This is a genomic window from Streptomyces sp. GLSS-08, assembly GCF_056387915.1.
This window is the reverse complement of the sequence record NZ_JBWJAQ010000022.1, coordinates 69513-95095: the sequence shown is the minus strand read 5'-3', so window position 1 is coordinate 95095 and position 25583 is coordinate 69513. Positions and strand designations below refer to the sequence as shown.

Here is a 25583-nt window from a genome sequence, read left to right as displayed (position 1 = left end):
TCAACCACCTTACGGACGGACCGCCGAGGACGGGAGCCACTCCGCCCACCCCGGCCGGCCAACGGCCGTGCGGCGCGGACCGGGCCCGTGGGACGTGGGGCGCCGCGGTCGTGCGGCGCGGGTGCCGTCACGTGGCCCGGGGTGCTGCACCCCGGGCCGCGCGTGACGCCGGACCGGGACAGGCACGCTCGGCCCCTCGGCACATCAGCAGTCGCGTCAGCGGCCGAAGCTCGCGAGTTTCGCGCGGAGCTGGAGGACGGACTTCGTGTGGATCTGGCTCACCCGGCTCTCGGTCACCCCGAGCACATTGCCGATCTCGGCGAGCGTGAGCCCCTCGTAGTAGTAGAGGGTGACCACGGTCTTCTCGCGGTCGGGCAGGGTGTTGATCGCCCTGGCCAGAAACCGCCGCAGCTCCCGGTCCTCGGCGACCTCCACGGGGTCGTCGGCGGCGGTGTCCTCCAGGGTGTCCATGAGGCTGAGCCGGCCGCCGCCCTCACCCCCGACATGCAGCAGCTCCTCCAACGCGACCACGTTCGCCAGCGACAACTGGCTGAAGACCGCGTGGAGTTCCTCGACGGCGATACCCATCTCAGAGGCGACCTCGCCTTCGGAAGGCGTCCGTCTGAGCCGGGCCTCCAGCGTGGCGTAGGCCCGCTCCACGCTGCGCGCCTTCTGCCGCACCGACCGCGGGATCCAGTCCAGCGCCCGCAACTCGTCGATCATCGCGCCCCGGATCCGCGTGATCGCGTACGTCTCGAACTTGATCTCCCGTTCGATGTCGAACTTCTCGATCGCGTCGATCAGCCCGAACACTCCGGACGAGACGAAGTCCGCCTGCTCCACGTTGGCCGGCAGCCCCACGCTGACCCGCCCCGCCACGTACTTCACCAGGGGCGAGTAGTGCAGGATGAGCTGCTCCCGCAGCCGCTCGTCCCCGGTCGCCTTGTACGACCGCCACAGCTCGTCGAGCGTCGAGGGTGCGGGCGGGCGCACGCTGCCGCGGGCGGCGGGGGGAGCTGCCGCCCGGTCAGACCCGGAGATGTGCTGAGGCATTCGTCGCCTTGTGCCGTTCTGCCGTGAACTGGGTGTGCGTGGGGGAGCTGTCGGTCCGATGTCGAATGTGCCTGTCTGCGTGGGGATCCTCGTGAGCGTAGCGTGACTGGGCTGTCGCAGTGAGCGAAGGGCCCGGGATCACCCGCACGCGAAGCCGGGCGATCCCCGCGCTGCCGGAACCGGGCCCATCGCACTGCGTCACCGCCGAGATGCGTCAACTGGGCGCATTGCCAGGGCTGTCGGGGGTCGCCCGGACGGCCGAACGCACCCGGTCAACACCGACCGTGACCCTCGTGAACGGAGCTCATCGCCTGGCGTGTCAACTTCCAGCCGTCGCCGTGTCGTTCGACGAAACCAAGTGCTCGGAGTTCGTACAGTCTCCCGACCGCGTCGTCCTGCGTGGTCCCCGCCCCGCGCGCGATCCGGTCCGCCGTGGCGGTACCCCGGCCCGGCAGCGCGGACAGCACGCGTCCGGCCGCGGGATCCAGCAGATCGCGCGGGAGCACCGGCCCGCGCCGGTCCGGGGCCAGCTCCCCCATGTCACCGACCAGCTCGACGACTTCCCCGGCGTCGGAGACCAGGACGGCCTCCCCGCGGATGAGTTCGTGCACACCGGCCGAGAGACCACTGGTGGCGGGCCCCGGCACCCCCATCGTGAACCGGCCGAGCCGCTGCGCCGAGCGTGCCGTGACCAGCGCGCCGCTGCGGTAGGCCGCCTCGACGACCACGGTGCCCCGGGTGAGCGCGGCGATGACCCTGTTCCGGAGAATGAATCTGCTGGGGGTCGGATGATCGCCGGGCGGCAACTCCCCCAAGACCAGGCCCTGTTCCGCGATGCGGCTGATCAGCCGGGTGTGCCCGCGCGGGTAGGGATTGTCGACGCCGCAGGCCAGCACGGCGATGGTGGCGCCGCCCGCCCCCAGTGCGCCCCGGTGCGCGGCGCCGTCCACCCCGTAGGCACCGCCCGAGACGACCACCCAGCCCCGCTCCGCGAGGCCCGCGCCGAGGGTGGCCGCCATGTGGGCCCCGTACTCGGTGCAGGCGCGGGCGCCCACGACGGCGACGGACCTCAGCGCCCATATCCGCAGGTGAGGCATGCCGCGCACCCACAGTCCCGTGGGGCGGGCGTCCCCGAGGTCGTCGAGCTGCGCGGGCCACTCGCCATCACCCGGACAGACGTACCTCACTCCGGCCTCCCGGGCCCGCTCCAGATCCCGCTCGGGGCGCACGCGGGCGGCGCGGCCCCGCAGCCCTTCCCACCGCGTCCGTTTAACGCCCGGCAGCGGCTCCCCTCCCGCCATCAGCCGGCGGGCCACCTCCACGGCCCCGAACTCCCGCACCCAGCGCCCGCCCGCCTCGTCTCCCGGTTCGACGATCCGGGAGAGGGCGACGCGGGCCAGGCGGTCGTCGTCCGTCATGACCGGGCGCCGATCATCATGGGCACGCCCCGGGGGACGCCGGTGCGCAGCTGCAGTGCCAGGGCGACATCGCCCGCGTCGGGCCGGTCGTGGCCCGAGAGATCGGCCACGGTCCAGGCCACGCGGAGGACCCGGTCCAGGCCACGGGCGGTCAGGACTCCGCGCTCCAGCCCTCGCTCGGCCTCGTCCATCGCTCCCGACACGGCCTGCCACCTGCCGCGCAGCTCGCGTCCCGGCACCTCGCTGTTGGTGTGCCACGGTGTCCCTGCCAAACGCGCCGCCGAGCGCTCGCGAGCCGCCCGCACCCGGTCGGCCACGGCCCGTGTCGTCTCGCCCCGGGCGCCGCGCGCCGTCAGCTCGGAACGGGTCACCGCCTCGACCTCGACCCGCAGGTCCACCCGGTCGAGCAGCGGTCCGGAAAGTCTGGCCTGATAGCGGCGGATGGCGGAGGGAGGGCACTCGCAGTGGTCGTTCCCCACGGTGAAGCGCCCGCAGGGGCAGGGGTTGGCGGCGAGCACCATCAGGAACTTCGCGGGGAAGCGCACCACGCCCGCACTCCGGGCGATCACGACGTACCCCGCCTCGAGAGGCTGACGCAGGGCGTCGAGCACGAAGCCGCTGAATTCGGGCGCCTCGTCGAGGAACAGCACTCCCCGGTGGGACAGCGAGACCGCGCCGGGCCGGGCCAGCCCTTTCCCGCCGCCGACGAGCGACTGCATGGTCGCGGAGTGATGGGGCGCGCAGTAGGGCGGGACGTCCACCATCGGCTTGCCCGGGGGAAGCAGTCCTGCGACCGAGTGGATGGCCGTCACCTCCAGGGACTCCTGCCTGCCGAGGCGCGGGAGGATCGCGGGCATCCGCTCGGCCAGCATCGTCTTGCCCGCGCCGGGCGGGCCCTGGAGGAAGACGTGGTGGCCGCCGGCGGCCGCGACCTCCATCGCGGTGCGTGCCGACATCTGGCCGACCACGTCGGCCAGGTCATGGCCCTGGTCGTGCTCCGGCACGGCGATGCCGCACAGGCCGGTGGCCTCGCCCGTGCCGGGTACCCGCAGGCCGGCCAGCAGCGGATCCGGGCGGCCCTGCTCGTCCGGATCCTCCTCGGGGACCGGCTCGTCCGTGAGGACGGCGACGAGCTGGCGCAGACTGCGGACCCCGAGCACGGAGATCCCGGGGACCAGGGAGGCCTCGGCCGCCGCGCACTCCGGAACGACCACCTGCTCGTACCCCGCGTCCGCGGCGGCGAGGACCGCGGGCAGCACACCGCGGACCGGCCGCACCCGTCCGTCGAGTCCCAGCTCGCCGATCATCACGATGTCCGAGAGCACCCGGGGATCGATCCGCTCGGCGGCGCCGAGCACCGCGCAGGCGACGGCCAGGTCGAATCCCGAACCGCCCTTGGGGACGGACGCCGGGCTCAGGCCGACCGTCAGTTTCTTCTGCGGCCACGCCCCGCCCGAGTTCACCACGGCCGCCCGCACCCGGTCCCGGCTCTCGGTGAGGCTCTTGTCGGGGAGGCCGACCAGGGTGAACGCGGCGACGCCCGGTTCAAGGTCGGCCTGGACCTCGACGACAACGCCCTCGACACCGACCAGAGCCACCGCACACGTACGCGCGAAAGCCATCAGGCCACCCCCCGCACGTGCTCCACGACGGGTGCGCCGCGCCGGGGCAGCAGGACGCCCACGAGGTCGATGCGGACGCCGCCGGGTGGCGCCCCGCCGTGCTCCTGGACCCAGCGCTGGGCCAGGCTCCTCAGCCGCTGCGCCTTAACCGGTGTCACGGCCGCCATCGGGTGCTCGAAGTCCCCCGCCCTGCGGGTCTTGACCTCGCAGACGACGAGCGCGTCGCCGTCCCGGGCCACGATGTCGACCTCGCCGGTCCGGCCGGCGCGCCAGTTGCGCGCCAGGACCGTCATACCGGTCTCGGCCAGCCGCCGCGCGGCCAGGTCCTCGCCGTACCTGCCGAGTGCACTGCGTGCCGTCTGTGCGTTCATGTCGGCACCACCTCCGGCGCCAACATTGCGGCCACGGCCGCCAGCTGTTGGATCTTGGTGGACGGCCGCTCGATTGTGGAGAACTCCGTCACCCGTACGAGCGAGCCGTGAAGCGCTCGCCGTCCTCACCTCGCCCCACCGGTCCCAGCGGCCACCGTTACGGGCCACCGAGCCCCCGGTCACGAGCCCGGCGGTCACCGAGCCGACCGTCACCGGTCACCGCCGACCGTCACCGGTCACCGGTCACCGGTCACCGAGCGAGCGTCACCGCTCACCGTTCACCGTTCACCGGGTCGGCCTGGCCCCAACAGCTCCACCGCGGCTCCGGCGCCCCCCGCCGACCGCTCACCCGGATCAGCCGCCAGGCAGCTCCAGGTCGCTCTTGTTCAGCTCCTCGATGTTCACGTCCTTGAAGGTGAGGACCCGTACCTGCTTCACGAACCGGGCGGGCCGGTACATGTCCCACACCCAGGCATCCGCCATGGACACCTCAAAGAAGACCTCACCCTGCACCGAGTGCACCTGCATCTCGTAGTCGTTGGTGAGGTAGAAGCGCCGTTCGGTCTCGATCACGTATTTGAACAGACCGACGACATCTCGGTACTCCCGGTAGAGCTTCAGCTCCATCTCGGTCTCGTACTTTTCGAGGTCCTCGGCGCTCATGGCATGTTCCCCTTCAGCCGTGCGTCCCCCCATTGTGCGCCAGCCCCGCGAGCCCCTAGACGTTTTCGGTGTCGAGGACCTCGGGACTGGCCGGGGGACCTTCGTCGAGCAGCCTGCGCAGCAGCCCGGCGAGTCTGGTCGGATACACCGTCTCATGCGCCTCGGTCAGTTCCCGGCACGTCCACCAGCGTGCTCCGGCGACACTGCGCCGTTCCAGTTCCGTGAGCCCGCCCGGGACGGTCTCCGTCTGGCTCGTACGGGCCAGGAAGTACCACTCGTCCTGGTCCCAGCGGCGTCCCGCGAACGGAAAGGAACACCGCCGCTGCCGGAGCACCGGTCCCAGCTCGACCTCGGTGATGCCGGTCTCCTCCGCGAGTTCCCGCAGAGCGGCCTCCTCGCGTGTCTCCGCGCCCTCCAGGCCGCCGCCCGGGGTGAACCACCAGTCGTCGGCGGGGTCACCGGGCTCATGGCCGTGCAGCAGCAGAATGCGCTCCTGCGGGTCGAGGAGCACCACCCGGGCGACCTTGCGCAGCCCGTCCTCGCGCGAGTCCTTTGCCGGTCCGCCCGTACGACGTGTCAGCGGGCACCGGCCGGCTCCGTCCGGACCCGGCCGCGCCGGCCGGTGCGCTTGGCGATCGGGCCGTAGGCGGCGCCGCCGAGGACGAGGACCGCACCGGCCACCACCGCGGCGAGCACGAGTCGCAGCGGACCGGGTGAGGAGATGCCGCCGAGGGCTTGGAAGCCGGTGGGGCGCTCCAGCATGCCGTCCATGGGCCAGACCACGGAGTCCACGCGTCCCTTCACCGCGCTGCGCGGCACCGTGCCGCTGAAGGCCTCGGTCAGGTGGGCCGTGGAGTCCAGGGAGCCGCTGCGCTCGTCACCGAGCAGGAACAGACGCCCCTCGGGGACCTTGATGGTCGGTATCTTCTTCGACTCGGCGGCCTGGCCCTTGGGCAGATACGGTTCGTCGATCTGCTTGCCGTTGACCGTCAGCCTGTCGTCGGTGCAGCAGGCGACCGTGTCGCCGCCGACCGCCACGACCCGCTTGACCATGGGCATGTTGCCCCAGGTCTTCTGCTTGAAGACGACGACGTCGCCGCGCTCGATCTCGTCGCCGTCGACCCGCTCGGCCAGGACGCGGTCACCGGCCGCGATGGTCGGCGTCATCGAGTCGGTCGGCACGGTGTACGGCTGGTAGACGATCGCTCCCCAGACGAATCCTCCGAGGAAGAGCACACAGCCGAGGGCCACGGCCAGTCCCGACAGTGTGTTGCCGAGCCGTCCGTGACCCTCGTCCGTGCGGTGTGTCGTGCTGCTCATCCCAGTGCTCCCCCAACGCGGAGAATCGATCTCGCGGCCCGGGTGCGGGCCGTGGAAGATCGGCGATCTGGGACGGCACCCTACCCGGCGGTACCGCGCCCAGAAACCTTGGTGCCGGCCGTGGTGAGACGGCGGCGGCGCCACAGCACCAGCGGAGCGGCACCGGCGAGCCCGAGGGCGCCCGGGGCGACCGCGCTCAGGTTCTGGTCGAAGGTGTCGGGAACGGGCAGGGTGTCCCAGCGGGTGGGCGGCCAGGCGATGACGATGGCGCGGCCCACCACGTTGCCGACGGGCACGAATCCCTTGTTCGTGTCCTGCTGGTGGTAGCGGGAGTCCAGCGAGTTCTGCCGGTGGTCGCCCATGACCCAGATTTTGCCCTTGGGCACCGTCACCTTGAACTGGCCGCCCTGGTCGTCGACGCTGCACGGGGTGTTCCCCGCGTAGACGTACGACGCCTCGTTCAGCGCTTTGCCGTTCACCTTGAGCGGGCCGCTGCCCTTGCACTCGATGGTGTCGCCGGCCACTCCGACGACCCGCTTGATCAGGTCCTTCTCCTCGGCCGAGGGCATCAGGCCGACCCAGCTCAGGGCCTTCTGCACGGCGTTCGGGTTCGGCGTCGGCTCGCCCGCCAGCCACTTGTCGGGGTCGTGGAAGACGACGACCTCGCCGCGCTCGGGCTCGGAGCCGAACCAAGGGGTCAGCTTGTCGACCAGCACCCGGTCGCCCTGCTGGAGCGTGTTCTGCATCGAGTCCGAGGGAATCGAGAACGCCTGCACCAGGAAAGTCTTGATCAGCAGTGCGAGCACCAGCGCGATGCCGATGAGGAGGGGAAGCTCCTTCCAGAACGAGCGCTGCTTCCTGGACCGGCCCCGTCCGTCGGCTCCGCCGTCCTGTTCACCGCGCCCGTGGGTGCCGCCGCCGTCCGCGGACTCACTCCCGGAGCCTGCGACGTCGTCTGCCGGGGAAGCCGTGTCGTCGGGCCGCTCCGGTCGCTCCTCCGGGCCCTCGTGTCCGGATCGTGCGCCGACCGCCAAGTCCCCCACATCCACTCCTCACTCCGTGCCGCCGCCCGCGTCGCATCCGGCGCAGGCCCACCACTCCCATAACGAGCGGGAGTTCCGCAGGGCTCGGGAGCGGGATCAATCCGTATCGATCCGCGGGGGCCACCCTATGCGACGGGCCGAGAGCCGTGGTCGACCGAGTCGGCACGGAGGCGTACGTGTCCGGCTCCTTGAGCCGGGTCCAGTGGCCGACGGGCCAGGCGATGACCATGGCCCGTCCCACGACGGACTTCTCGGAGACGGTGCCGCCGTACTTCTCGGAGCGGTGGTAGCGGGAGTCGGCGGAATTGGCGCGGTGGTCGCCCATCACCCAGAGGCGGCCCTGCGGCACAGTGGTCTGGAAGGCGAACGACGAGGGCTTGTTGTCCGGGTGGATGTACGGCTCGTCGAGCGGGGTCCCGTTGACGGTGACCCGGCCCTGCTTGTCGCAGCACTTGACGGTGTCGCCGCCGACCGCGACGACCCGTTTGATCAGGTCCCGGTCGTTGTCGGAGGGCAGCAGCCCGATGAAGGTGAGCCCTTCCTTGACCTGCTTGACGACGACCGGGTCGTCCTTCTTGGCGGTCTGCTCCCCTTCCAGCCAGTTGCCGGGGTCCTTGAAGACGACGACGTCACCGCGCTGGGGCCTGGAGCCGAACCAGGGGGTGAACTTGTCGACGAGGACCCGGTCGCCGATCTGGATCGTGTTCTCCATGGAGCCCGACGGGATCACGAACGCCTGCACCAGGAACGTCTTCAGGACGAGGGCGATGAGGACCGCCACTCCGACGAGGAGCGGGATCTCCTTGACGGCCGAGCGGCGCCTGCGCCGCTTGACCTTGCGGGCGAGCTTGCGGCGCTCGGCGCGGCCGGGGCGGGCGGCACCGCCCGCCCGCCGCAGTCCGGTGGGCAGCAGGTTGTCGGCGGCGGTGCTGGGGGCGCCGCGCGGGCGCCCTCGGTTACCCACGGTCACCGTCCGTGGCGGGCACGCGCGCGTAGGCGCCGGGGCGCTCCAGTCGGGTCCAGTGGCCGGCGGGCCAGGCGATCCAGTCGGCGCGGCCGATCACGTGGCCGACCGGGATCATGCCGCCGCCCGGTGAGCCCAGGTGGTCGCGGGAGTCGCTGGAGTCGCCGCGGTGGTCGCCCAGCAGGAAGAGGGTGCCGTCGGGCACGACGACGTCGAAGGGGGCGTCGGACGGATGGTCCCCCGGATGGAGGAACGCCGACTCGTCGACCGACCGGCCGTTCACCTCCACCCTGCCCTCCTTGTCGCAGCAGACCACGTGGTCACCGCCCACCCCGACGACGCGCTTCACGTAGTCGGCATCTCCGAAGTAGCCGGTGCCGTCGAACACGACGACATCGCCGCGCCGCGGCTCGGCACCAAAACGGTACGCCAACTTATTTACGAGAACGCGGTCCCCGATCCTCAATCCCCGCTCCATGGAACTGCTCGGAATCTGGAAGGGCTGCACCACGAAGGTGCTGAGGAGCAGCAGGAAGAGCAGGCAGACGAGCAGGGTGAGGGTGATCCGCCCGCCGGGGAGCCAGTCGGCGACCCGGTCCACCAACGCAGAACGCGACCGCCCCTCCGGGCCTCCGGTGTCCGAGATCTCCTCGGACTCACGGGGGCGGGAGGAGCGGTCGCGCTCCACGGGCTGTGCTTCGGTGTCCATCGGAGCCAGATGCTATCCGGCTCTTCCGTGACCCCGTGCGCGAGCTCAGTTGTCGCGCTTCTCCTTGATCTTCGCGGCCTTGCCGCGCAGCTCACGGAGGTAGTACAGCTTGGCGCGGCGCACGGCACCGCGGGTGACGAGCTCGATCTTCTCGACGATCGGGGTGTGCACCGGGAACGTGCGCTCGACGCCGACGGAGAAGGAGACCTTGCGGACCGTGAAGGTCTCGCGGACACCGGCGCCCTGGCGGCGGATGACTACGCCCTTGAACTGCTGCACACGGGAGCGGTTGCCCTCGATGACGCGGACGTGGACGTTGACGGTGTCACCCGGGCGGAAGGCCGGGATGTCGGTGCGCAGCGAGGCGCTGTCGACGGAGTCGAGCAGGTGAGACATGTCGTCTGCTTTCTTCGTTGATGCCACAGGTCATCAACGGGCGTTGATTTCCAGAAGGTGGGCTGCCGCATCGGGGCGGGCGTCGTGTCCCCCTGTGGCAGGGGCGCGCGCCGGACGACGTACAGCAGCGGCCTATTCTTCCACGGCGTGGGGCCTGCGCCAAAATCGGCCGTACCGCTCGCCGTCCGGGTCCGGTGCCCAGCCAAGGATGGAGAGCATCTCGCGGTCCTTCTTGTCGAAGGCCGCGGGAGCGCAGCGCTCGATGAGGTCGGGCCGGTTCGCCGCCGTACGGCGCAGGGCCTCGTCCCGGCGCCAGCGGGCGATCTTGCCGTGGTGACCGCTGACCAGCACGTCGGGGATGTCCCGGCCGCGCCACTCGGGCGGCTTCGTGTAGACGGGCCCTTCCAGGAGGTTGGCCATGGCTCCGGGGGCGAAGGAGTCGTCCCGGTGGGACTCGGCGTTGCCGAGGACGCCGGGCAGCAGCCGGGCCACGGCCTCGGTGACGACGAGGACGGCCGCTTCGCCGCCGGCCAGCACGTAGTCGCCGATGGAGACCTCGTGGACGGGCATGCGGGTGGCGTACTCGTCGATGACGCGGCGGTCGATGCCCTCGTAGCGGGCGGGCGTGAAGACCAGCCAGGGCCGCTCGGAGAGCTCGACGGCGAGTTCCTGCGTGAAGGGGCGTCCGCTGGGGGTGGGCACGACCAGGACGGGCCCGTGCGCACCCGTCTCGTATCCGTCGGCGAGGACGGAGTCCAGGGCGTCGCCCCAGGGTCCGGTCTTCATGACCATGCCGGGGCCGCCGCCGTACGGGGTGTCGTCGACCGTGTTGTGCCGGTCGTACGTCCACTCGCGGAGGTCGTGCACGTGCACGTTCAGCTGTCCACGCGCGCGTGCCTTGCCGACGAGCGAGACGTTCAGGGGTTCGAGGTACTCGGGGAAGATCGTGACGACGTCGAGCCGCATCAGGCGTCTTCCCCGGACGTGCCCGCTCCGGGCGTGCCGTCCGCTTCGTCCGGGGCGGCGCCCTCTTCGGCGGCGTCCCTCGACGAGGCGATCTCGGCGCGGTCGTCGATGAGCCCCGGCGGCGGGTCGATGACCGCCCGCTGCTCCGCCAGGTCGATCTCGGTGACGATCTCCTCGACGAACGGGATCAGCACCTCGGTGCCGTCGGGCCGTTCCACGACGAACAGGTCCTGGGAGGGCAGATGCGAGATCTCGGTGATCCGCCCGACCTCGGCGCCGTCCGCGGTCACGACGTCCAGGTCCATGAGCTGGTGGTCGTAGTACTCGTCCGGGTCCTCGGGCTTGTCGTCCGGGTCGACGTCGGCGATGAGGAGGGTGTTGCGCAGCGCCTCGGCGGCGTTCCGGTCGCGTACGCCCTCGAAACGCAGCAGCAGACGGCCGCTGTGCACCCGGCCCGTCTCGATGGTCAGCGGACCGGTGGAGGCGGGGTCCGTGGCCAGGACGGCGCCCGGTGCCAGCCTGAGTTCCGGCTCGTCGGTGCGTACCTCGACGGTGACCTCGCCCTTGATGCCGTGGGCGCGGCCGACGCGAGCGACTACCAGCTGCACTTCTTTCGATCTCCTGTCGTGTGCCTGCGGCGGGTGCTTCGACCGGCCGTCCGACCGCGGCCACGGGGGCCGTGGACGACTACGGGCCGGGGACGGCCGGATCGGCCCTCCCCGGCCCGAGCCGGTGCTGTCCTACGTCAGCGGACGTGGTCCACGTCGACGAGGTCGACGCGGACACCACGGCCGCCGATTGCGCCCACGACGGTGCGCAGTGCGCGCGCGGTGCGGCCGTTGCGGCCGATCACCTTGCCGAGGTCGTCCGGGTGGACCCGGACCTCGAGCACGCGCCCGCGGCGCAGGTCACGCGAGGCGACCTGCACATCGTCGGGGTTGTCGACGATGCCTTTGACGAGGTGCTCGAGAGCCTCCTCGAGCATGCTCAGGCCTCGGTCGACTCAGACGAAGAGGACTCGGCCGCGGCGTCGTCCTTCTTTTCAGCCTTCTTCTTCTGGGTGATGGCTTCACCCTTGCCCTCGTCTTCGCCACCGAGGGCGTCGAAGACGGGGCGGGTGGCCTTCGGCTCGGCGACGAGCAGCGGCGCCGGGGCGGGCTCGCCCTTGTACTTCTGCCAGTCGCCGGTCAGCTTGAGGATGGCGAGCACGGGCTCGGTCGGCTGCGCGCCGACACCCAGCCAGTACTGCGCACGCTCGGAGTCGACCTCGATGCGCGAGGGGTTCTGCACCGGGTGGTACAGGCCGATCTCCTCGATGGCCCGGCCGTCACGGCGGGTACGGGAGTCGGCGACGACGATGCGGTAGTGAGGCGAACGGATCTTGCCCAGACGCTTCAGCTTGATCTTGACTGCCACGGAAGTGGTGTCTCCTGGTCTATGACGTGGTTGGGCACGGCAAGTTGCCGCGTGGGGTTGCGGTACCCGAGTGCCCGATGGACGCGTCAGCCGGAGGAGAGAGGGGTCCTGTGCGGCTGTCGAGTACAGCTAGCCATTGTGCCACATCCCGGCAGCACCCCTCACCGGCCGGGGTGTCCCGCCCACACCTCGGCCGGGCGCCGGGGCGTCCCCGCCCACCGCGCCGCAGCCGGGCGTCGCGCACGCCACACCGGGCGCCGGCCCGGGAGGGTCCCCGCCCACACCGCACAGGCACCCGGCGCCCGGCGCCGGGAGGGAATGGGCCCCGGCCGTGCGACCGGCATCCACGAGATGCCGCCGCTCGCCGCTGGGGCCGGCCGTGACCCGGCGCCGATGGCCGCTTCCCGCGCTCGCCCGCGCCGCCCCGTGCGGCACGTCCGCGCGGGACGACGGAGCCTCAGCCGGCCGCCGCGCCCACGACCTCCGGGATCCGGAAGGGTTTGCCGCACCCCCCGCACACGATCGGAGCCTGCGCCAGGACGGACGGGACGACGCGGACGTTGCGCCCGCAGTCGCAGACCGCCTTGACGCGGACGCCCCCGCCGGACGAGCCGTGCCGGGCGGCCGGGCCCCGGAAGCTGCGGGCGGTGTCGGCGGCGGTCGCGGCGGTGTGCGCCTTGAGGGCGCGCTGCAGCCGCTCGATCGTCGGGCGGTAGCGGCGCTTCGCTTCGGGGTTGAGCGTGACCAGCGAGAAGCCGCTGCTGGGATGCGGCTCCTCGGGGTGGTCGAGGCCCAGCTCCTCCGCGATCGCGAGGAATCTGCGGTTGTGGTACCGGCCGGCGCGCGAGGTGTCGCGGACACCTCGGGCGGCGGCGATGCCGTGGACTGCCTCGTGAAGCAGTCGCTCGAAGGAGAGTTCGTGCCCGCAGGCGGACGACGACTCTCCGATCAGGGACTCGGGCGCGGCAAGATCGGGCAGCTCGGGGTGGTGCCGCTGAATGTCGGCCCACGCCCCTGCCAGCTCTGCGGCGAGAACAGGTGGTGTCGTGCTCACGTCGTGACAACGAGCCGAGGTGCCTCTGTGTTCCTATTCCGGGGCATCCCAAATAATTTGCACGTACCCGTCAGTTGCCGCTGATGCGTCCTGACGAGGGCGGGTGCGCTGATCTGCGGAGAAGCCTCACAGTTCGCACCGAGCCGGTACGTAGTCACGCGTACGCCCCGGCGTGTAGACGGGGCCCGCGCGCCGGGGCACCTGACGTCATCAGATGCGCAAGGGGCCTTTCGGCCGCCCTCGGGAGCGGCCTGGCGGGCGCACGCTCCGACGGCGACGTTACCGGGTGCTCCGGGCGCCCTCCGCACCGCCCTGTCCTCCGCCGCGGACACCTACGGTCACGGAGCTTTTGGCGGGCCGGGTCCGGCCCTCTTTCCCCAGGCCGGCCGGTGGATCCGGCGTCCGGCCCGCCGCGGTGCCGGACTCGGCGGTCCGCTCGGGCGCGGGCGCGCCGGGCGCCGCGTTCACGGACCTTGGCCGGAACGGCATCGTCACCCGGGACCACGAGGACGGAGTCCGGGTAGGCGAGACCGCGGCGGTACTGGCGACGCGCTGTCATCGCCGTACGACGCGATCAGGCCACCCTTGACGCGGGGCGGGGACCGCGGAAAGCCGTCCCCGGGTACGACAACAGGGCCCCTTCCCGTGCCGCGCACGGTACGGCGGCGGTCCGCCGCGGCGTGGACCGAACCTGGCGCGGACGTGATTCCGGCCGAGTACGACGGCGCGCCCGGGCGGCACGCAAGCAGAGGCCCACAACCCCTGGACGCGAGGACGAGTGCGCAGTTACCTGGCATACGGGGAGTGCGAGCGCGCACTGCACGGGGGCCATGGGAACGGGGCACGGGACAACTCTCGGCGGAATGGGGCGCTTTCGATGACACCTACGCTCGTGCGGCAACAGCCGGCTCACGCGGGACACCCTCCTCGCGTCGACCGGTGTGCACGCGCGCGTGACTGGGCCGAGATCCAGGAGCGGATGCTGGTCCCGCTCTACGAGGCCGTCTACGAGCGACTCGAAGTGGGTGCGGGAACGCGACTGCTGGGTCTCGGCTGCGGCTCGGGGCTCGCGCTGTTGATGGCGGCGTCGCGCGGGGCCACGGTCACCGGCGTCGACTCCTCGGCCGAACGACTCGCGCTGGCGCGGGAACGGATGCGTCCGGAGGCGCGTGGCCCGGGCGCACGGGGCGACGCCCGGATCATCGAGGGAGAACCCGCCGACCTGGCGGGACCCGGCTCCCCCGCGTACACCGTGGTGACGGCGTTCGAACCGGTCGGCAGCGCGGCCGGGGACTGTGAAGGGCTCGGGGAGCTCCTGGAGGCGTCGGCGCCGCTCGCCCGGCGCGGCGCGTCCGTCGTCCTGGCCGGCTGGGGACCGCCGGAGCGGTGCACGACGTCCTCCGTGCTGCGGGTCGCCACGAAACCGGCCGATGCGGTGCGCCGTGAGGGAAGTTGGCGCTCCGCCCGGCGCGACGACCTGGAGGACGTCGCCCGGCGGGCCGGGCTGAAGCCGGACGGTTCGGGCCGGGTGGCCTGCCCCTTCGGGTACGCCGACGTGGGCAACGCGGTGCGGGGACTCCTGTCGACCGGGCTGTTCGACACGGCGATCGCCGCGACCGACCGGGTGCGGGTCGGCGAGGAACTGACGGAGGCCCTCCATCCGCACCGCCGGAAGGACGGGACCGTGTGGATGACCAACATCTTCCGGTACCTGATCACCCGTGTGCCGTGAGGTGACCGGGCGGAGCGGCTGACCCCGCCGGACCGCCGTCTCCCGCGGCGTCGCCGCCGGCACCTGCTCCGTCCGCCGGCAACTCCTGCGCGGGAGGGCGGCACCGGCCGTGCCCAGGAGAGCGCCGACGCCTGCGCGCGGGAGGGCGGCACCGGCCGTGCCCAGGAGAGCGCCGACGCCTGCGCGCGGGAGGGCGGCACCAGCCGGGCACGGGACAGCGCCGACGCCTCCGCGCGCGAGAGCGGCACCAGCCGGGCACGGGACAGCGCCGACGCCTGCGCGCGCGAGAGCGGCACCGGCCGTGCCCAGGAGAGCGCCGACGCCTCCGCGCGCGAGACCGACACCGGCCGGGCACGGGACAGCGCCGACGCCTGCGCGCGCGAGAGCGGCACCGGCCGTGCCCAGGAGAGCGGCGGCACCGGTTGCGCCAGGGAGAGCGCCAGCGCCCGCGCGCCGGAGAGCGGCACTCGGCCCCTCCACCGGACGGGCATGCCACCGGGGGCGCTCCTCGGCGAGGCGCGCCCCCGGTGCCGTCAGGGCGACGAAGCCCTGCGGGAAGACCCGTCAGCCCATGAACTTCTTGAACTCGTCGGGCAGTTCGAAGTCCTGGGCGCCCTGCTGCGGCAGGTTGAAGGCGCCGCCCGGCTGAGCGCCGGCCTCGCGGCGCTGCGCCTCCTCCAGCTCCTGCTGCCTGCGCTTCATCGGGTTGCCGGAGCGCTGCTTGCCCTTGGCCTGCTTCTGCTTCTTCTTGGCGCGGCCGGGACCGCCGCCCATGCCCGGCATCCCGGGCATCCCCGGCATGCCGCCGCCCTGCGCCATGCGGGACATCATCTTGCGGGCCTCGAAGAACCGCTCGACCAGGTTCTTGACGGCGCTGACCTCGACGCCGGAACCCTTGGCGATACGGGCACGGCGCGAGCCGTTGATGATCGTCGGTTCCTGGCGCTCGGCCGGCGTCATCGACTTGATGATCGCGGCCGTACGGTCGACGTCCCGCTCGTCGAGGTTGTTGATCTGGTCCTTGATCTGGCCCATGCCGGGAAGCATGCCGAGCAGCTTGCTGATGCTGCCCATCTTCCTGACCTGCTCCATCTGGGCCAGGAAGTCGTCGAGCGTGAAGTCCTGACCCTTCTTGGACGCCAGCTTGGAGGCCATCTTCTCGGCCTCTTCCTGACTGAACGTCTTCTCCGCCTGCTCGATCAGGGTGAGCAGGTCACCCATGTCGAGGATGCGGGAGGCCATCCGGTCAGGGTGGAAGGCGTCGAAGTCGTCGAGCTTCTCGCCGTTCGACGCGAACATGATCGGCTTGCCGGTGACCGAGGCGATCGACAGCGCGGCACCACCGCGGGCGTCACCGTCGAGCTTCGACAGGACGACGCCGTCGAAGCCGACGCCGTCGCGGAAGGACTCGGCGGTGTTGACCGCGTCCTGGCCGATCATCGCGTCGACGACGAAGAGGATCTCGTCCGGCGAGACCGCGTCGCGGATGTCCGCGGCCTGCCGCATCAGCTCCTGGTCGATGCCGAGGCGGCCGGCGGTGTCCACGATCACGATGTCGTGGACCTTCGTCTTCGCGAAGTCGATGGAGTCCTTGGCGACCTTGACCGGGTCGCCCACGCCGTTGCCCGGTTCGGGGGCGTAGACGGCGACACCGGCACGCTCGGCGACGACGCTGAGCTGGTTGACCGCGTTCGGGCGCTGGAGGTCGGCGGCCACCAGGATCGGGGAGTGCCCCTGGTCCTTGAGCCACTTGCCGAGCTTTCCTGCGAGCGTGGTCTTACCGGCACCCTGCAGACCCGCGAGCATGATCACGGTGGGCGGGTTCTTGGCGAAGCGCAGCCGTCGCGTCTCACCACCGAGGATCGTGACCAGTTCCTCGTTGACGATCTTGAGGACCTGCTGTGCGGGGTTCAGCGCCTTGGAGACCTCGGCGCCGAGGGCACGCTCCTTGACGTTCTTGATGAAGGTCCGCACGACCGGCAGCGCCACGTCGGCTTCGAGGAGCGCGATACGGATCTCGCGTGCGGTGGCGTCGATGTCAGCTTCGGACAGCCGGCCCTTGCCCCGCAGGTTCTTGAACGTCGCTGAGAGGCGATCGGAGAGAGTATCGAACACGGCGCTCGTCTGTCCTCAGGGGTCGGGGGCGAGGGAATCGCCCTCCAGGGTATCCGGCCGGGCGCGGTGGGGTCTCCACCGCGTGCGTACGAGGCCTTCTCCGCCTCGCGTCGAAGGTCGCCGTCCGGATCACCCGGCGGGCCCGCGTGATCCGGACGGCACCGCCTAACCCCGCAGTGTCTCCTCCAGCGCCCTGGCCACCGTCGCCGCCTCCTCCCCCGGCAGGGGTGCGCCGTCCGGCCCCGTCACGTAGAAGGCGTCCACGGCGTTGGCGCCGAGGGTGGACACGTGCATGCTCCGTACGCGTACGTTCGCCTTCTCCAGTGCCCGGCCGATGCGGTGCAGCAGGCCGGGGGCGTCGTGGGCGCGCACCTCGATGACCGTGGCGTGCCGGGAGGCCGCCGGGGCGACCGTGACCCGGGCGGGCGGCGCGACCGTCCCGCGGCGCCGGGGGTAGGCGGCGTCGCGCTCGGCGAGCCGGCCCGCGATGTCGAGGGACCCCTCCAGGGCGCGGACGAGGTCGGCGCGCAGCCGGGTGGCCTGGGGCAGCGAGCCGTACTCGGCGGCGACGCGCCAGTTGAGCAGCAGCACCGAGCCCTGCACGGACGCGGACAGGTCCAGGGCGCGCAGTTCGGCGGTGCGGACGGTCAGGCGGTGCATCGCGAGGACGCCGGCCACGGCGGGCAGCACCTCGGGCTGGTCGGGCACGGCGATGAGCAGTTCCACGCCGAGCGGTTCCGGGTCGCCGGAGGGCTCCTCCTCGGCCGGTGTCCCGGTCTGCGCGCGCAGGGCGAGGACCGGACCGCCCGTGCGGAACGCCTCGATGGCGAGCCGCTCCTGCTCGGCGGTGGGCGCGGTGTCCTCCGGCTCCTCGGGGGCGTCCCCGGCGAGCACGGCCGCGACGCGCTTGACCAGGTCGGCGACCAGGGACGCGCGCCAGGACGACCAGGCGGCGGGCCCGGTGGCCAGCGCGTCCGCCTCGGTCAGCGCGTGCAGCAGTTCGAGGGTGCCCTGCGAGCCGACCGCCTCGGCGACCGAGCGCACGGTGGCCGGGTCCTCCAGGTCGCGCCGGGTGGCCGTCTCGATGAGCAGCAGATGATGGCGTACGAGGGTGGCGAGCACCGCCACCTCGGCGCGGTCGAAGCCGATGCGGGCGGCGACGTCCTTGGCGATGATCTCGCCCGCGACGGAGTGGTCGCCTGGCCAGCCCTTGCCGATGTCGTGCAGCAGCGCGGCGACCAGCAGCAGGTCGGGCCGGCCGACGCGGCGGGCCAGTTCCGAGGCGCGGACGGCGGTTTCGATGAGGTGGCGGTCGACGGTCCAGATGTGGACGGCGTTGCGCTGGGGCCGGCAGCGCACCCGCTCCCAGTCGGGCAGCAGCCGGGTGATCAGCCCCTCGGCCTCCAGCGCCTCCCAGACGTCGACGGTCGGCGCGCCGGATCCGAGCAGGGTGACGAGCTGTTCGCGGGCCTCCGCGGGCCAGGGCGTCGGGAGCGGCCGGGTGACGGCCGCCATCCGGCGCACGGCGTGCAGGGAGAGCGGCAGGCCGGACTGGGCGGCCGCGGCGGCGGCGCGCAGCGGGAGCACGGGGTCGCGCTCGGGGCGGGCGGCCCGGGCGAGGACGACCTCGCCGTCCTGCTCGACCACGCCCTCGGCGAGCGGTGAGCGCTCGGTGGCGGGCTTGGCGCCGCCGAGCATGGCGCGCAGCCGGGGCCGTACGGCGCGCGATCTGAGGACGCGGCCGACCTCGCGCCAGGTGACGTCGCTGGCGTACGAGACGACGCGTGCGGCCTCGTACACCTGGCGCAGCAGGGCGTCGGCGTCGAGGAGTCCGAGTTCGGCGGCGACCTGGTCCTGCTCCTGGAGGGCGAGGCGGTCGGTGGCGCGGCCGGTGGCGAGGTGGAGGGCGTCGCGTACGTCGAGGAGCCTGCGCCGGGCGTCGGCGAGGCCCTCGCGGGGGGCGTCGGCGAGCCAGGACGCGGCGACGGCGCGCAGGGCCGTGGCGTCCCTGAGGCCGCCTCGCGCCTCCTTCAGGTCCGGCTCCAGCAGGTACTGCAGTTCACCCTGCCGTTCGGCCCGTTCGGCGCACAGCTCCTGGAGTTCGGGGAGGCGTTTGGGCGCCTGGTTGCGCCAGTCGGCGAGGACGGCCGTGCGCAGTCCGGCGGTGAGGCCGAGGTCTCCCGCGAGGTGGCGGGCGTCGAGCAGGCCGAGCTGCGCCTTGAGGTCCTCGCCCGCGGTCCTGCGGGCCTCGGCGGGCGTGCGGACGGAGTGGTCCAGGGCCAGGCCGAGGTCCCAGACGGGGTACCAGATGCGGTCGGCGAGGGCGGCGATCCGCCGGGAGTCGCCGCCGTCGTGCAGGAGCAGCAGGTCGAGGTCGCTGCGGGGGGACAGTTCGCCGCGTCCGTAGCCGCCGACGGCGACGAGGGAGACGCCGCGCAGGTCCGCGGCGCCGGCGTCGAAGAGGCCGGTGAGCCACTCGTCCGTCAGTTCGGCGAGGGCGGCACGGCGCGGCGGCCCGGACCGCGCCTCCTCCTGGAGGAGGCGCAGCCGGGCCGCCGCGTAGCCGCTGGGTCCCGAATCCTCTGCTTCCGTACGCATGTCCGCACTCGTCACCCAGCGACTCCTGTCTTTCTTCGCTTCTACAGCGCGTCCGGGCCGCGCTCGCCGGTCCGGACGCGGACGGCGGTGTCGACCGGGATGGACCAGACCTTGCCGTCACCGATCTTGCCGGTGCGGGCGGCCTTCACGACGACGTCGATGAGCTGCTCGGCGTCGTCGTCCTCGGCCAGCACCTCGATACGGATCTTGGGAACGAGGTCGACGGTGTACTCGGCCCCACGGTAGACCTCGGTGTGTCCCCGCTGCCGACCGTAGCCGCTGGCCTCGGTGACGGTGAGTCCGTGCACTCCGAATGCCTGGAGCGCTTCCTTGATCTCGTCGAGCCGGTGAGGCTTCACGACGGCGGTGATGAGCTTCATGCGTCCACCTTCTTGCTCGCGGTGTCCTGGAGAGGGGCGGCCACGGTGGTCCGGTCGAGACCGCCGCCCGCGCCGCTGAAGTCGTATGCGGTCTCGGCGTGCTCGGCCTGGTCGATGCCCGCCACCTCCTCGTCGTCCGCGACGCGCATCCCCATCGTCCTGTCGATCAGGAAGGCGAGGACCGCGGAGACCACCAGGGAGTAGCCGAGGACGGCGAAGACACCGGCGCACTGCTTCCAGAACTGGTCGAGGCCGCCGCCGTAGAAGAGGCCCTGGACGTCGGACTGGCCGCCGCCGCTGGCGAAGAAGCCGATGAGCAGGGAGCCCACGACACCGCCGACGAGGTGGACGCCGATCACGTCGAGCGAGTCGTCGTAGCCGAGCCTGTACTTCAGGCCGACCGCCATGGCGCACAGCACACCGGCGATGACTCCGACGGCGATCGCGCCGAGCGGGGAGACCGCACCGCCCGCCGGGGTGATCGCGACCAGGCCGGCGACCGCGCCGGAGGCGGCACCGAGAGTGGTGAACGCGCCGTGGCGGATCTTCTCGTAGGCCAGCCAGGCCAGCATGGCGGCGGCGGTGGCGATCTGCGTGTTGACGAACATGAGCGCGCCGACGCCGTCGTCGTTGCCCAGCCAGGAGCCGGCGTTGAAGCCGAACCAGCCGAACCACAGCAGGCCGGAGCCGAGCATGACCAGCGGCAGGCTGTGCGGGCGCATCGGGTCCTTCTTGAAGCCGACCCGCTTGCCGATGACGAGGATCACGCCGAGCGCCGCGGCACCGGCGTTGATGTGGACCGCGGTACCGCCGGCGAAGTCGATGACACCGAGCTTGAACGCCCAGCCGCCGGTGCCCCACACCCAGTGCGCGACCGGGAAGTAGACGATCGTGACCCACAGCGTGATGAACAGCGCCCAGGCGGTGAACTTCACGCGGTCCGCGAGGGCACCGCTGATCAGGGCGGGCGTGATGATCGCGAACATCAGCTGGAAGACGGCGAAGACGTAGACAGGGATGGTGTAGCCGTCCCACAGCTGCGTCAGGCCGATGTTGCTGAAGCCGGCGTAGTCGGACGACCAGCCGATGATGCCGCCGGAGTCGGTGCCGAAGGCGAGCGAGAAGCCGTAGAGGACCCACAGGATGGTGACGATCCCGAGGCTGATGAAGCTCATCATCAGCATGTTCAGGGTGCTCTTGACGCGGACCATGCCTCCGTAGAAGAAGGCGAGGCCCGGTGTCATGAGCATCACCAGGGCGGAACAGATGAGCATGAAGCCTGTGTTGGCGGACGACAACTTCGTGTCCGCCGCAAGCATGATGGCTGGTGCCATCGGCGTCTCCTCGTCGTTGGTACGGCCCCGTGCGGGCGAAGCCTGAGCGGTCTCATGAGGGGCGGGCCGGTTATGCGCCATGAGATTGGCGCAGCGCGGTTTCCGTGGGCGCCCCTCGATGTTTCGCCGCAGTGACGAAGGCGCCTGGTGTGTTACGCGTCCATGAACTGGCGGATACCGGGCCGGACGATCGTTATCGTGGCGCAACCTGCCGTGAAGGCGGGAGAGACCGACCGCGGACGGCCGTCCGATGACCTGGCACGGGGGAGCCGAGTCGGGCGGTTCGGGACGGCCGGCCGCGGCCGGGGCAGGGGGCGGGCCGCTCACGCGGCCGCGCGTCAGACCGCTTCGGCGGACTCGGGCAGGTCGATGGCGAGCTGGTCGGTGAGGTCGACGATCTCGGCGAGGTCCCCGAAATCGCGTACAGCCGTGTCCACGGTCTTTCGGATGCGCGTGCTCACGCGCTCGGAGCGCACCTTCTTGGCGCTCACCATGGCGTCCTTGGCCACGGCCGCGCCCCGCTCGGGTTCGCGCTGGAGCAGGTGCACCGTGGCCAGGCCGATGAGATTGAGTGCGTACGAACGCTGGTGCTCGGTGTCCTTCGCGAAGAGGTCCACGGCCCGCTGCATCAGGGGCTCGGCCAGCGACGCGTAGGTGGGGCTGCGGCCCGCGACATAGGCGAGGTCGCGGTAGGAGTGGGAGTTCTCGCCGTACAGCTCGGCCTCGGAGAAGAAGCGGATCCAGTCGGGGTCCGGGTCGTCCCACTCGTGCACGTCGGCGAAGGTGTCCTCGGCCATCCGGACGGCCCGCTTGCACTTCCCGGGCTGGCCCATGTTGGCGTAGGCGCGGGCCTCCATCGCATACAGCATGGCCTGGGTGCGCGGACTCGCGCAGTCCCGGCTGCCGTACTGCGCGAGATGGACGAGCTCCAGGGCGTCGTCGGGCCGGCCGAGGTGGATCATCTGGCGGCTCATGCTGGAGAGGACGTACGAACCGAGGGGCTTGTCCCCGGCCTCCTTGGCCGCGTGCAGCGCGAGCACGAAGTACTTCTGCGCGGTGGGCTGGAGCCCGATGTCGTAGCTCATCCAGCCCGCCAGCTCGGCCAGTTCGGCCGCGACCTTGAACAGGCGCCTGTACGTGGCGTCCGGCTGCGGCTCCTGGAGGAGGTCCGTCACCTCGTGCAGCTGGCCGACGACCGCCTTGCGGCGCAGGCCGCCGCCGCACTGGGCGTCCCACTGCCGGAACATCACGGTGGTCGACTCGAGGAGGTCGAGCTCGGGCTTGGAGAGCCGGCCTGCGCGGCGGGCGGCGGCGGGCGACTCGGGCTCGGCGCGCGGCGCCGACGGGGCGGGCACGAGCCAGCGCTGCATGGGCTCGATTAGCGCCGGTCCCGCCGCGAGGGCCAGCGAGCTGCCCAGGAAGCCGCGCCGCGCCAGCATCAGGTCGCTGCGCGAGAACTCACTGATCAGGGCGACCGTCTGCGGGCCGGCCCAGGGAAGGTCGACACCCGACACGGACGGTGACTGGTGGGCGGCACGCAGTCCCAGGTCCTCGACGGCGACGACGCATCCGAACCGCTCGGAGAACAGCTCCGACAGGATCCGCGGAATCGGCTCCCGGGGATTCTCACCGTCCAGCCAGCGGCGGACGCGCGAGGTGTCCGTGGAGATGTGGCCGGCACCCAACTGGCGCGCCCTGCGGTTCACTTGACGCGCGAGCTCGCCCTTCGACCAGCCGCTGCGCACGAACCACGAGCCCAGCAGTTCATTGGGGCGCTTCTCAGCGTTCGTCCCGCTTCCGCCGTTGCCGCCCACTGGAACGCCCCCATCCCTGAGACCACTTGTACGCCGCGTGCGCCAAGCCCTATCAGAATGCCGGTAAATACCGCCGCGCGTCCGGCAGTTCCCACCCTTGGAACTGGAAACCGACTTGCCTCCGGCATACCCACAGGTGCGCGCATCTTCGAGGCTTGTGCACACAAAGTAATCCGACGATCACGCGTCCAGCCATGGCGATCGCGGAAACGCCACCATTCGCCACCCCTTCGAATGAACCTCCGACCCCTTCCACACGATTCACTTGACATGACGACCGGTGCCGAGCGGAGCGGTGCACGCGGGAGCGCACGGCGCCGGGCGCACCACCCCGGAGCACTTCCACGCGCCGCCTGGATCGCACACGGCCGGGAACTACCATGACAGAGCGTCACATTCCGGATCCGCTTCGTAACCACCGGCGCGCTGGACCCGTTGGAGGGGGCATGGGCTTCACGATCGGCGGCACTCGGGGCATTCGCGAGATCCGGCCCGGCGCGCGGCGCCGCGGGCGCACGTCGGAGTGCACCGTCGTGGCGGAGTTCACCGGACTCTGGGGCTGGGACGTCGTCCCCGGCGCCCGCGCCGCGGCGGGCGCCTGCTCGTGCGGCAGGGCCGACTGCCCCGCGCCCGGAGCGCACCCCCTGGACATCGCCGCCGTGATCCCGGCCGGCGCCACGCTGGACGAGGTCTCCGACGCCTGGGCGGAATTCCCCGGCGCCGCGGTGATGCTGCGCGTGGGACGCGCCTTCGACGTGATCGAGGTCGCCGAGCCGGCCGGGCGCCGCGCCCTCGCCCGGCTCGAGCGGATGGGACTTCCCCTCGGACCGGTGACGGCGACCCCGGACGGCCGCGCCCACTTCTTCGTCGCCCCGGGCGCCGCGGCCGAGCTGCCCCGGCTGCTCTACCGCATGGGCTGGGACGACGCGGCGCTCGACCTGCACGGCCTCGGCGCCGGTACGCACGTCACCGCCCCGCCCTCCGACCGCGGGGGCCTCGGGCCGGTCCGCTGGCTGCGCCCGCCCGCACTGGACTCGGCGACGCGCCCGCCCCAGGCGCGGCTGCTCCTGGGAACCCTGGCGTACGTGGCACACCGCTCACGCGTCTAGGGCCCGTTCCGCTCGGTTCCGGCCCGGCCCGGCCAAGGTCGGTACAGCGAAGCGCCCGTCCCCCACTTGCCGGGGAACGGGCGCTTTCCGCGCGTCCGCCGAGGCGGCGGTCGCGCGTCGGCCACCTGCTGGTATCAGCGGGTGGTCACTCTCCGATAAGGGCGTCAACGAACGCCTCCGGCTCGAACGGCGCCAGGTCGTCGGCACCCTCGCCCAGGCCCACCAGCTTCACCGGCACGCCCAGCTCGCGCTGGACGGCGATGACGATGCCGCCCTTGGCGGTGCCGTCGAGCTTGGTGAGCACGATGCCGGTGATGTCGACGACCTCGGCGAAGACCCGGGCCTGCACGAGGCCGTTCTGGCCCGTCGTCGCGTCGAGGACGAGCAGCACCTCGTCGAGCGGGGCCTGCTTCTCGACGACACGCTTGACCTTGCCGAGCTCGTCCATGAGCCCGGTCTTCGTGTGCAGACGTCCGGCGGTGTCGATGAGGACGACGTCGGCGCCCGCCGCGATGCCCTCCTTCACCGAGTCGAAGGCGACGGAGGCCGGGTCACCGCCCTCGGGGCCGCGCACGGTGCGGGCACCGACCCGCTCCCCCCAGGTCTGGAGCTGGTCGGCGGCGGCGGCACGGAAGGTGTCGGCCGCGCCGAGGACCACGTTCTTGCCGTCGGCGACGAGCACCCGGGCGAGCTTGCCCGTGGTGGTGGTCTTGCCGGTGCCGTTGACACCGACGACCATCACGATGCCCGGGGTGTCCGGGTTCGAGTCGGTCTTGACCTCGCGGTCGAACTCGGGGACGAGCAGGGTGAGCAGCTCCTCGCGCAGGAGCAGGCGCAGCTCCTCGGGCGTGCGCGTGCCTAGCACCCGCACGCGCTCGCGCAGCCGCTCGACCAGCTCCTGGGTGGGCAGCACGCCGACGTCGGCGGTGAGCAGCGTGTCCTCGATCTCCTCCCAGGTGTCCTCGTCGAGGTGCTCGCGGGCGAGGAGCGTGAGCAGCCCCTTGCCCAGCGCGTTCTGCGAGCGGGAGAGCCGGGCGCGCAGCCGCACGAGGCGTCCGGCGGTCGGCTCCGGGACCTCGATCGGGGGGGCCGTGGCGGCTGCCGGGGGCTCCTCGACGACGACCGGCGTCGAGCCGGGTAGGCCAACCTCCTCGATCGTTCTGCGCGTTTCGTCGCGCGGCGTCTCGGCCTCGTCGCCGACGTGCGGTTCGGCCGGAGGGGCGGTGATGTCGGGCGTCGAGGGGGGCGGCGGGGGCAGCGGCTTGCGCCTGCGGCTGCCTACGACGAGCCCACCGAGCGCGACGATCACGACCACGGCGATGACTACAGCAAGGATGACGGTTTCCATAACCCCCTCAGTATCGGCCATCCCCCTGCACCGAGCCCAGCCTGCGGGGCCCGTCGGGGTCATGAACCGTTCAAGGGGTCGGGGCGGGGGGCAGGGCCGGCTGCCGTACGCCCGGGCGGGGGCGGGTGGCCGTACGGAGGCCCCCGGGCGGTCGGTCC

The 25583-nt window shown here is 71.9% G+C and carries 24 protein-coding genes; 2 read left to right on the top strand and 22 right to left on the bottom strand.

The window, feature by feature from the left end:
• Positions 1 to 216: 216 nt before the first annotated feature.
• From whiG to AC0ZLC_RS29415, 16 genes are all read right to left on the bottom strand, one after another.
• Positions 217 to 1053 (bottom strand): RNA polymerase sigma factor WhiG, encoded by an 837-nt coding sequence (whiG, locus tag AC0ZLC_RS29490; RefSeq protein WP_476754984.1) that lies wholly within the window; start codon positions 1051 to 1053, stop codon positions 217 to 219.
• Positions 1054 to 1325: 272 nt separating this feature from the next.
• Positions 1326 to 2471: a DNA-processing protein DprA gene (dprA, locus tag AC0ZLC_RS29485; protein ID WP_476754983.1), complete on the bottom strand. Its 1146-nt coding sequence runs from the start codon at positions 2469 to 2471 to the stop codon at positions 1326 to 1328.
• Entirely contained in the window at positions 2468 to 4093 is a 1626-nt protein-coding gene (locus tag AC0ZLC_RS29480; RefSeq protein ID WP_476754982.1) for a YifB family Mg chelatase-like AAA ATPase, read from the bottom strand. Before AC0ZLC_RS29480 ends, dprA begins: the two co-directional genes overlap by 4 nt.
• Positions 4093 to 4464 carry a YraN family protein gene (locus AC0ZLC_RS29475; RefSeq protein WP_476754981.1) on the bottom strand — a complete coding sequence of 124 codons (372 nt, stop codon included), beginning with the start codon at positions 4462 to 4464 and terminating at the stop codon, positions 4093 to 4095. The genes AC0ZLC_RS29480 and AC0ZLC_RS29475 overlap by 1 nt, the downstream gene beginning before the upstream one ends.
• Positions 4465 to 4818: 354 nt before the next feature.
• The gene (locus AC0ZLC_RS29470; RefSeq protein WP_003965949.1) at positions 4819 to 5127 is read right to left on the bottom strand and encodes a DUF2469 domain-containing protein; all 309 of its coding nucleotides are present in this window, start codon (positions 5125 to 5127) and stop codon (positions 4819 to 4821) included.
• A 55-nt stretch (positions 5128 to 5182) separates the two neighbouring features.
• Entirely contained in the window at positions 5183 to 5707 is a 525-nt protein-coding gene (locus tag AC0ZLC_RS29465) for an NUDIX hydrolase (protein WP_476754998.1), read from the bottom strand.
• On the bottom strand, positions 5704 to 6447 hold the full coding sequence (gene lepB, locus AC0ZLC_RS29460) for a signal peptidase I (RefSeq protein ID WP_476754980.1): 744 nt from the start codon (positions 6445 to 6447) through the stop codon (positions 5704 to 5706). The genes AC0ZLC_RS29465 and lepB (AC0ZLC_RS29460) overlap by 4 nt, the downstream gene beginning before the upstream one ends.
• A gap of 80 nt (positions 6448 to 6527) precedes the next feature.
• A complete protein-coding gene (gene lepB / locus AC0ZLC_RS29455; protein ID WP_476754979.1) occupies positions 6528 to 7490 on the bottom strand; it encodes a signal peptidase I in 963 nt (320 codons plus the stop codon).
• Positions 7378 to 8454 (bottom strand): signal peptidase I, encoded by a 1077-nt coding sequence (gene lepB / locus AC0ZLC_RS29450; protein ID WP_476754978.1) that lies wholly within the window; start codon positions 8452 to 8454, stop codon positions 7378 to 7380. Before lepB (AC0ZLC_RS29450) ends, lepB (AC0ZLC_RS29455) begins: the two co-directional genes overlap by 113 nt.
• A complete protein-coding gene (gene lepB, locus AC0ZLC_RS29445; protein WP_476754977.1) occupies positions 8447 to 9163 on the bottom strand; it encodes a signal peptidase I in 717 nt (238 codons plus the stop codon). The genes lepB (AC0ZLC_RS29450) and lepB (AC0ZLC_RS29445) overlap by 8 nt, the downstream gene beginning before the upstream one ends.
• 45 nt (positions 9164 to 9208) lie before the next feature.
• The gene (rplS, locus tag AC0ZLC_RS29440; protein ID WP_358855365.1) at positions 9209 to 9559 is read right to left on the bottom strand and encodes a 50S ribosomal protein L19; all 351 of its coding nucleotides are present in this window, start codon (positions 9557 to 9559) and stop codon (positions 9209 to 9211) included.
• A gap of 132 nt (positions 9560 to 9691) precedes the next feature.
• On the bottom strand, positions 9692 to 10525 hold the full coding sequence (gene trmD, locus AC0ZLC_RS29435) for a tRNA (guanosine(37)-N1)-methyltransferase TrmD (RefSeq protein ID WP_476754976.1): 834 nt from the start codon (positions 10523 to 10525) through the stop codon (positions 9692 to 9694).
• Positions 10525 to 11133 carry a ribosome maturation factor RimM gene (gene rimM / locus AC0ZLC_RS29430; RefSeq protein ID WP_476754975.1) on the bottom strand — a complete coding sequence of 203 codons (609 nt, stop codon included), beginning with the start codon at positions 11131 to 11133 and terminating at the stop codon, positions 10525 to 10527. The genes trmD and rimM overlap by 1 nt, the downstream gene beginning before the upstream one ends.
• A 137-nt stretch (positions 11134 to 11270) precedes the next feature.
• Entirely contained in the window at positions 11271 to 11510 is a 240-nt protein-coding gene (locus AC0ZLC_RS29425) for an RNA-binding protein (protein ID WP_005479813.1), read from the bottom strand.
• A 2-nt stretch (positions 11511 to 11512) separates the two neighbouring features.
• Positions 11513 to 11941: a 30S ribosomal protein S16 gene (rpsP, locus tag AC0ZLC_RS29420; RefSeq protein WP_476754974.1), complete on the bottom strand. Its 429-nt coding sequence runs from the start codon at positions 11939 to 11941 to the stop codon at positions 11513 to 11515.
• A 457-nt stretch (positions 11942 to 12398) separates the two neighbouring features.
• Positions 12399 to 12995 carry a hypothetical protein gene (locus AC0ZLC_RS29415; protein WP_355867905.1) on the bottom strand — a complete coding sequence of 199 codons (597 nt, stop codon included), beginning with the start codon at positions 12993 to 12995 and terminating at the stop codon, positions 12399 to 12401.
• Between the two features lie 877 nt (positions 12996 to 13872).
• On the opposite strand from AC0ZLC_RS29415, the gene AC0ZLC_RS29410 reads away from it, so the two are divergent.
• A complete protein-coding gene (locus AC0ZLC_RS29410) occupies positions 13873 to 14727 on the top strand; it encodes a methyltransferase domain-containing protein (protein WP_476754973.1) in 855 nt (284 codons plus the stop codon).
• A 564-nt stretch (positions 14728 to 15291) separates the two neighbouring features.
• On the opposite strand, the gene ffh is transcribed toward AC0ZLC_RS29410, so the two are convergent.
• The 5 genes from ffh to nsdA all read right to left on the bottom strand — a co-directional run bounded on the left by ffh (position 15292) and on the right by nsdA (position 22968).
• A complete protein-coding gene (gene ffh, locus AC0ZLC_RS29405; RefSeq protein WP_476754972.1) occupies positions 15292 to 16842 on the bottom strand; it encodes a signal recognition particle protein in 1551 nt (516 codons plus the stop codon).
• 165 nt (positions 16843 to 17007) lie between these two features.
• Positions 17008 to 19455 (bottom strand): [protein-PII] uridylyltransferase, encoded by a 2448-nt coding sequence (locus AC0ZLC_RS29400; RefSeq protein ID WP_476754971.1) that lies wholly within the window; start codon positions 19453 to 19455, stop codon positions 17008 to 17010.
• A gap of 26 nt (positions 19456 to 19481) precedes the next feature.
• Positions 19482 to 19820, bottom strand: coding sequence for a P-II family nitrogen regulator (locus tag AC0ZLC_RS29395; RefSeq protein WP_010984084.1), 339 nt, complete (start codon positions 19818 to 19820; stop codon positions 19482 to 19484).
• Positions 19817 to 21154, bottom strand: coding sequence for an ammonium transporter (locus AC0ZLC_RS29390; protein ID WP_476754970.1), 1338 nt, complete (start codon positions 21152 to 21154; stop codon positions 19817 to 19819). Before AC0ZLC_RS29390 ends, AC0ZLC_RS29395 begins: the two co-directional genes overlap by 4 nt.
• 338 nt (positions 21155 to 21492) lie before the next feature.
• A complete protein-coding gene (gene nsdA / locus AC0ZLC_RS29385; RefSeq protein ID WP_476754969.1) occupies positions 21493 to 22968 on the bottom strand; it encodes a transcriptional repressor NsdA in 1476 nt (491 codons plus the stop codon).
• 446 nt (positions 22969 to 23414) lie between these two features.
• On the opposite strand from nsdA, the gene AC0ZLC_RS29380 reads away from it, so the two are divergent.
• Positions 23415 to 24077: a bifunctional DNA primase/polymerase gene (locus tag AC0ZLC_RS29380; RefSeq protein ID WP_476754968.1), complete on the top strand. Its 663-nt coding sequence runs from the start codon at positions 23415 to 23417 to the stop codon at positions 24075 to 24077.
• Positions 24078 to 24222: 145 nt separating this feature from the next.
• Here the strand turns inward: AC0ZLC_RS29380 and ftsY are convergent, their stop codons facing one another.
• On the bottom strand, positions 24223 to 25425 hold the full coding sequence (gene ftsY, locus AC0ZLC_RS29375; RefSeq protein WP_476754967.1) for a signal recognition particle-docking protein FtsY: 1203 nt from the start codon (positions 25423 to 25425) through the stop codon (positions 24223 to 24225).
• Positions 25426 to 25583 lie beyond the last annotated feature (158 nt).

Coding starts and splice junctions, on each gene's coding strand:
- whiG (WP_476754984.1), bottom strand. CDS start 1,053: ATGCCTCAGCACATCTCCGGGTCTGACCGGGCGGCAGCTCCCCCCGCC.
- dprA (WP_476754983.1), bottom strand. CDS start 2,471: ATGACGGACGACGACCGCCTGGCCCGCGTCGCCCTCTCCCGGATCGTC.
- AC0ZLC_RS29480 (WP_476754982.1), bottom strand. CDS start 4,093: ATGGCTTTCGCGCGTACGTGTGCGGTGGCTCTGGTCGGTGTCGAGGGC.
- AC0ZLC_RS29475 (WP_476754981.1), bottom strand. CDS start 4,464: ATGAACGCACAGACGGCACGCAGTGCACTCGGCAGGTACGGCGAGGAC.
- AC0ZLC_RS29470 (WP_003965949.1), bottom strand. CDS start 5,127: ATGAGCGCCGAGGACCTCGAAAAGTACGAGACCGAGATGGAGCTGAAG.
- lepB (WP_476754980.1), bottom strand. CDS start 6,447: ATGAGCAGCACGACACACCGCACGGACGAGGGTCACGGACGGCTCGGC.
- lepB (WP_476754977.1), bottom strand. CDS start 9,163: ATGGACACCGAAGCACAGCCCGTGGAGCGCGACCGCTCCTCCCGCCCC.
- rplS (WP_358855365.1), bottom strand. CDS start 9,559: ATGTCTCACCTGCTCGACTCCGTCGACAGCGCCTCGCTGCGCACCGAC.
- trmD (WP_476754976.1), bottom strand. CDS start 10,525: ATGCGGCTCGACGTCGTCACGATCTTCCCCGAGTACCTCGAACCCCTG.
- AC0ZLC_RS29425 (WP_005479813.1), bottom strand. CDS start 11,510: ATGCTCGAGGAGGCTCTCGAGCACCTCGTCAAAGGCATCGTCGACAAC.
- AC0ZLC_RS29410 (WP_476754973.1), top strand. CDS start 13,873: ATGACACCTACGCTCGTGCGGCAACAGCCGGCTCACGCGGGACACCCT.
- AC0ZLC_RS29395 (WP_010984084.1), bottom strand. CDS start 19,820: ATGAAGCTCATCACCGCCGTCGTGAAGCCTCACCGGCTCGACGAGATC.
- AC0ZLC_RS29390 (WP_476754970.1), bottom strand. CDS start 21,154: ATGGCACCAGCCATCATGCTTGCGGCGGACACGAAGTTGTCGTCCGCC.
- AC0ZLC_RS29380 (WP_476754968.1), top strand. CDS start 23,415: ATGGGCTTCACGATCGGCGGCACTCGGGGCATTCGCGAGATCCGGCCC.
- ftsY (WP_476754967.1), bottom strand. CDS start 25,425: ATGGAAACCGTCATCCTTGCTGTAGTCATCGCCGTGGTCGTGATCGTC.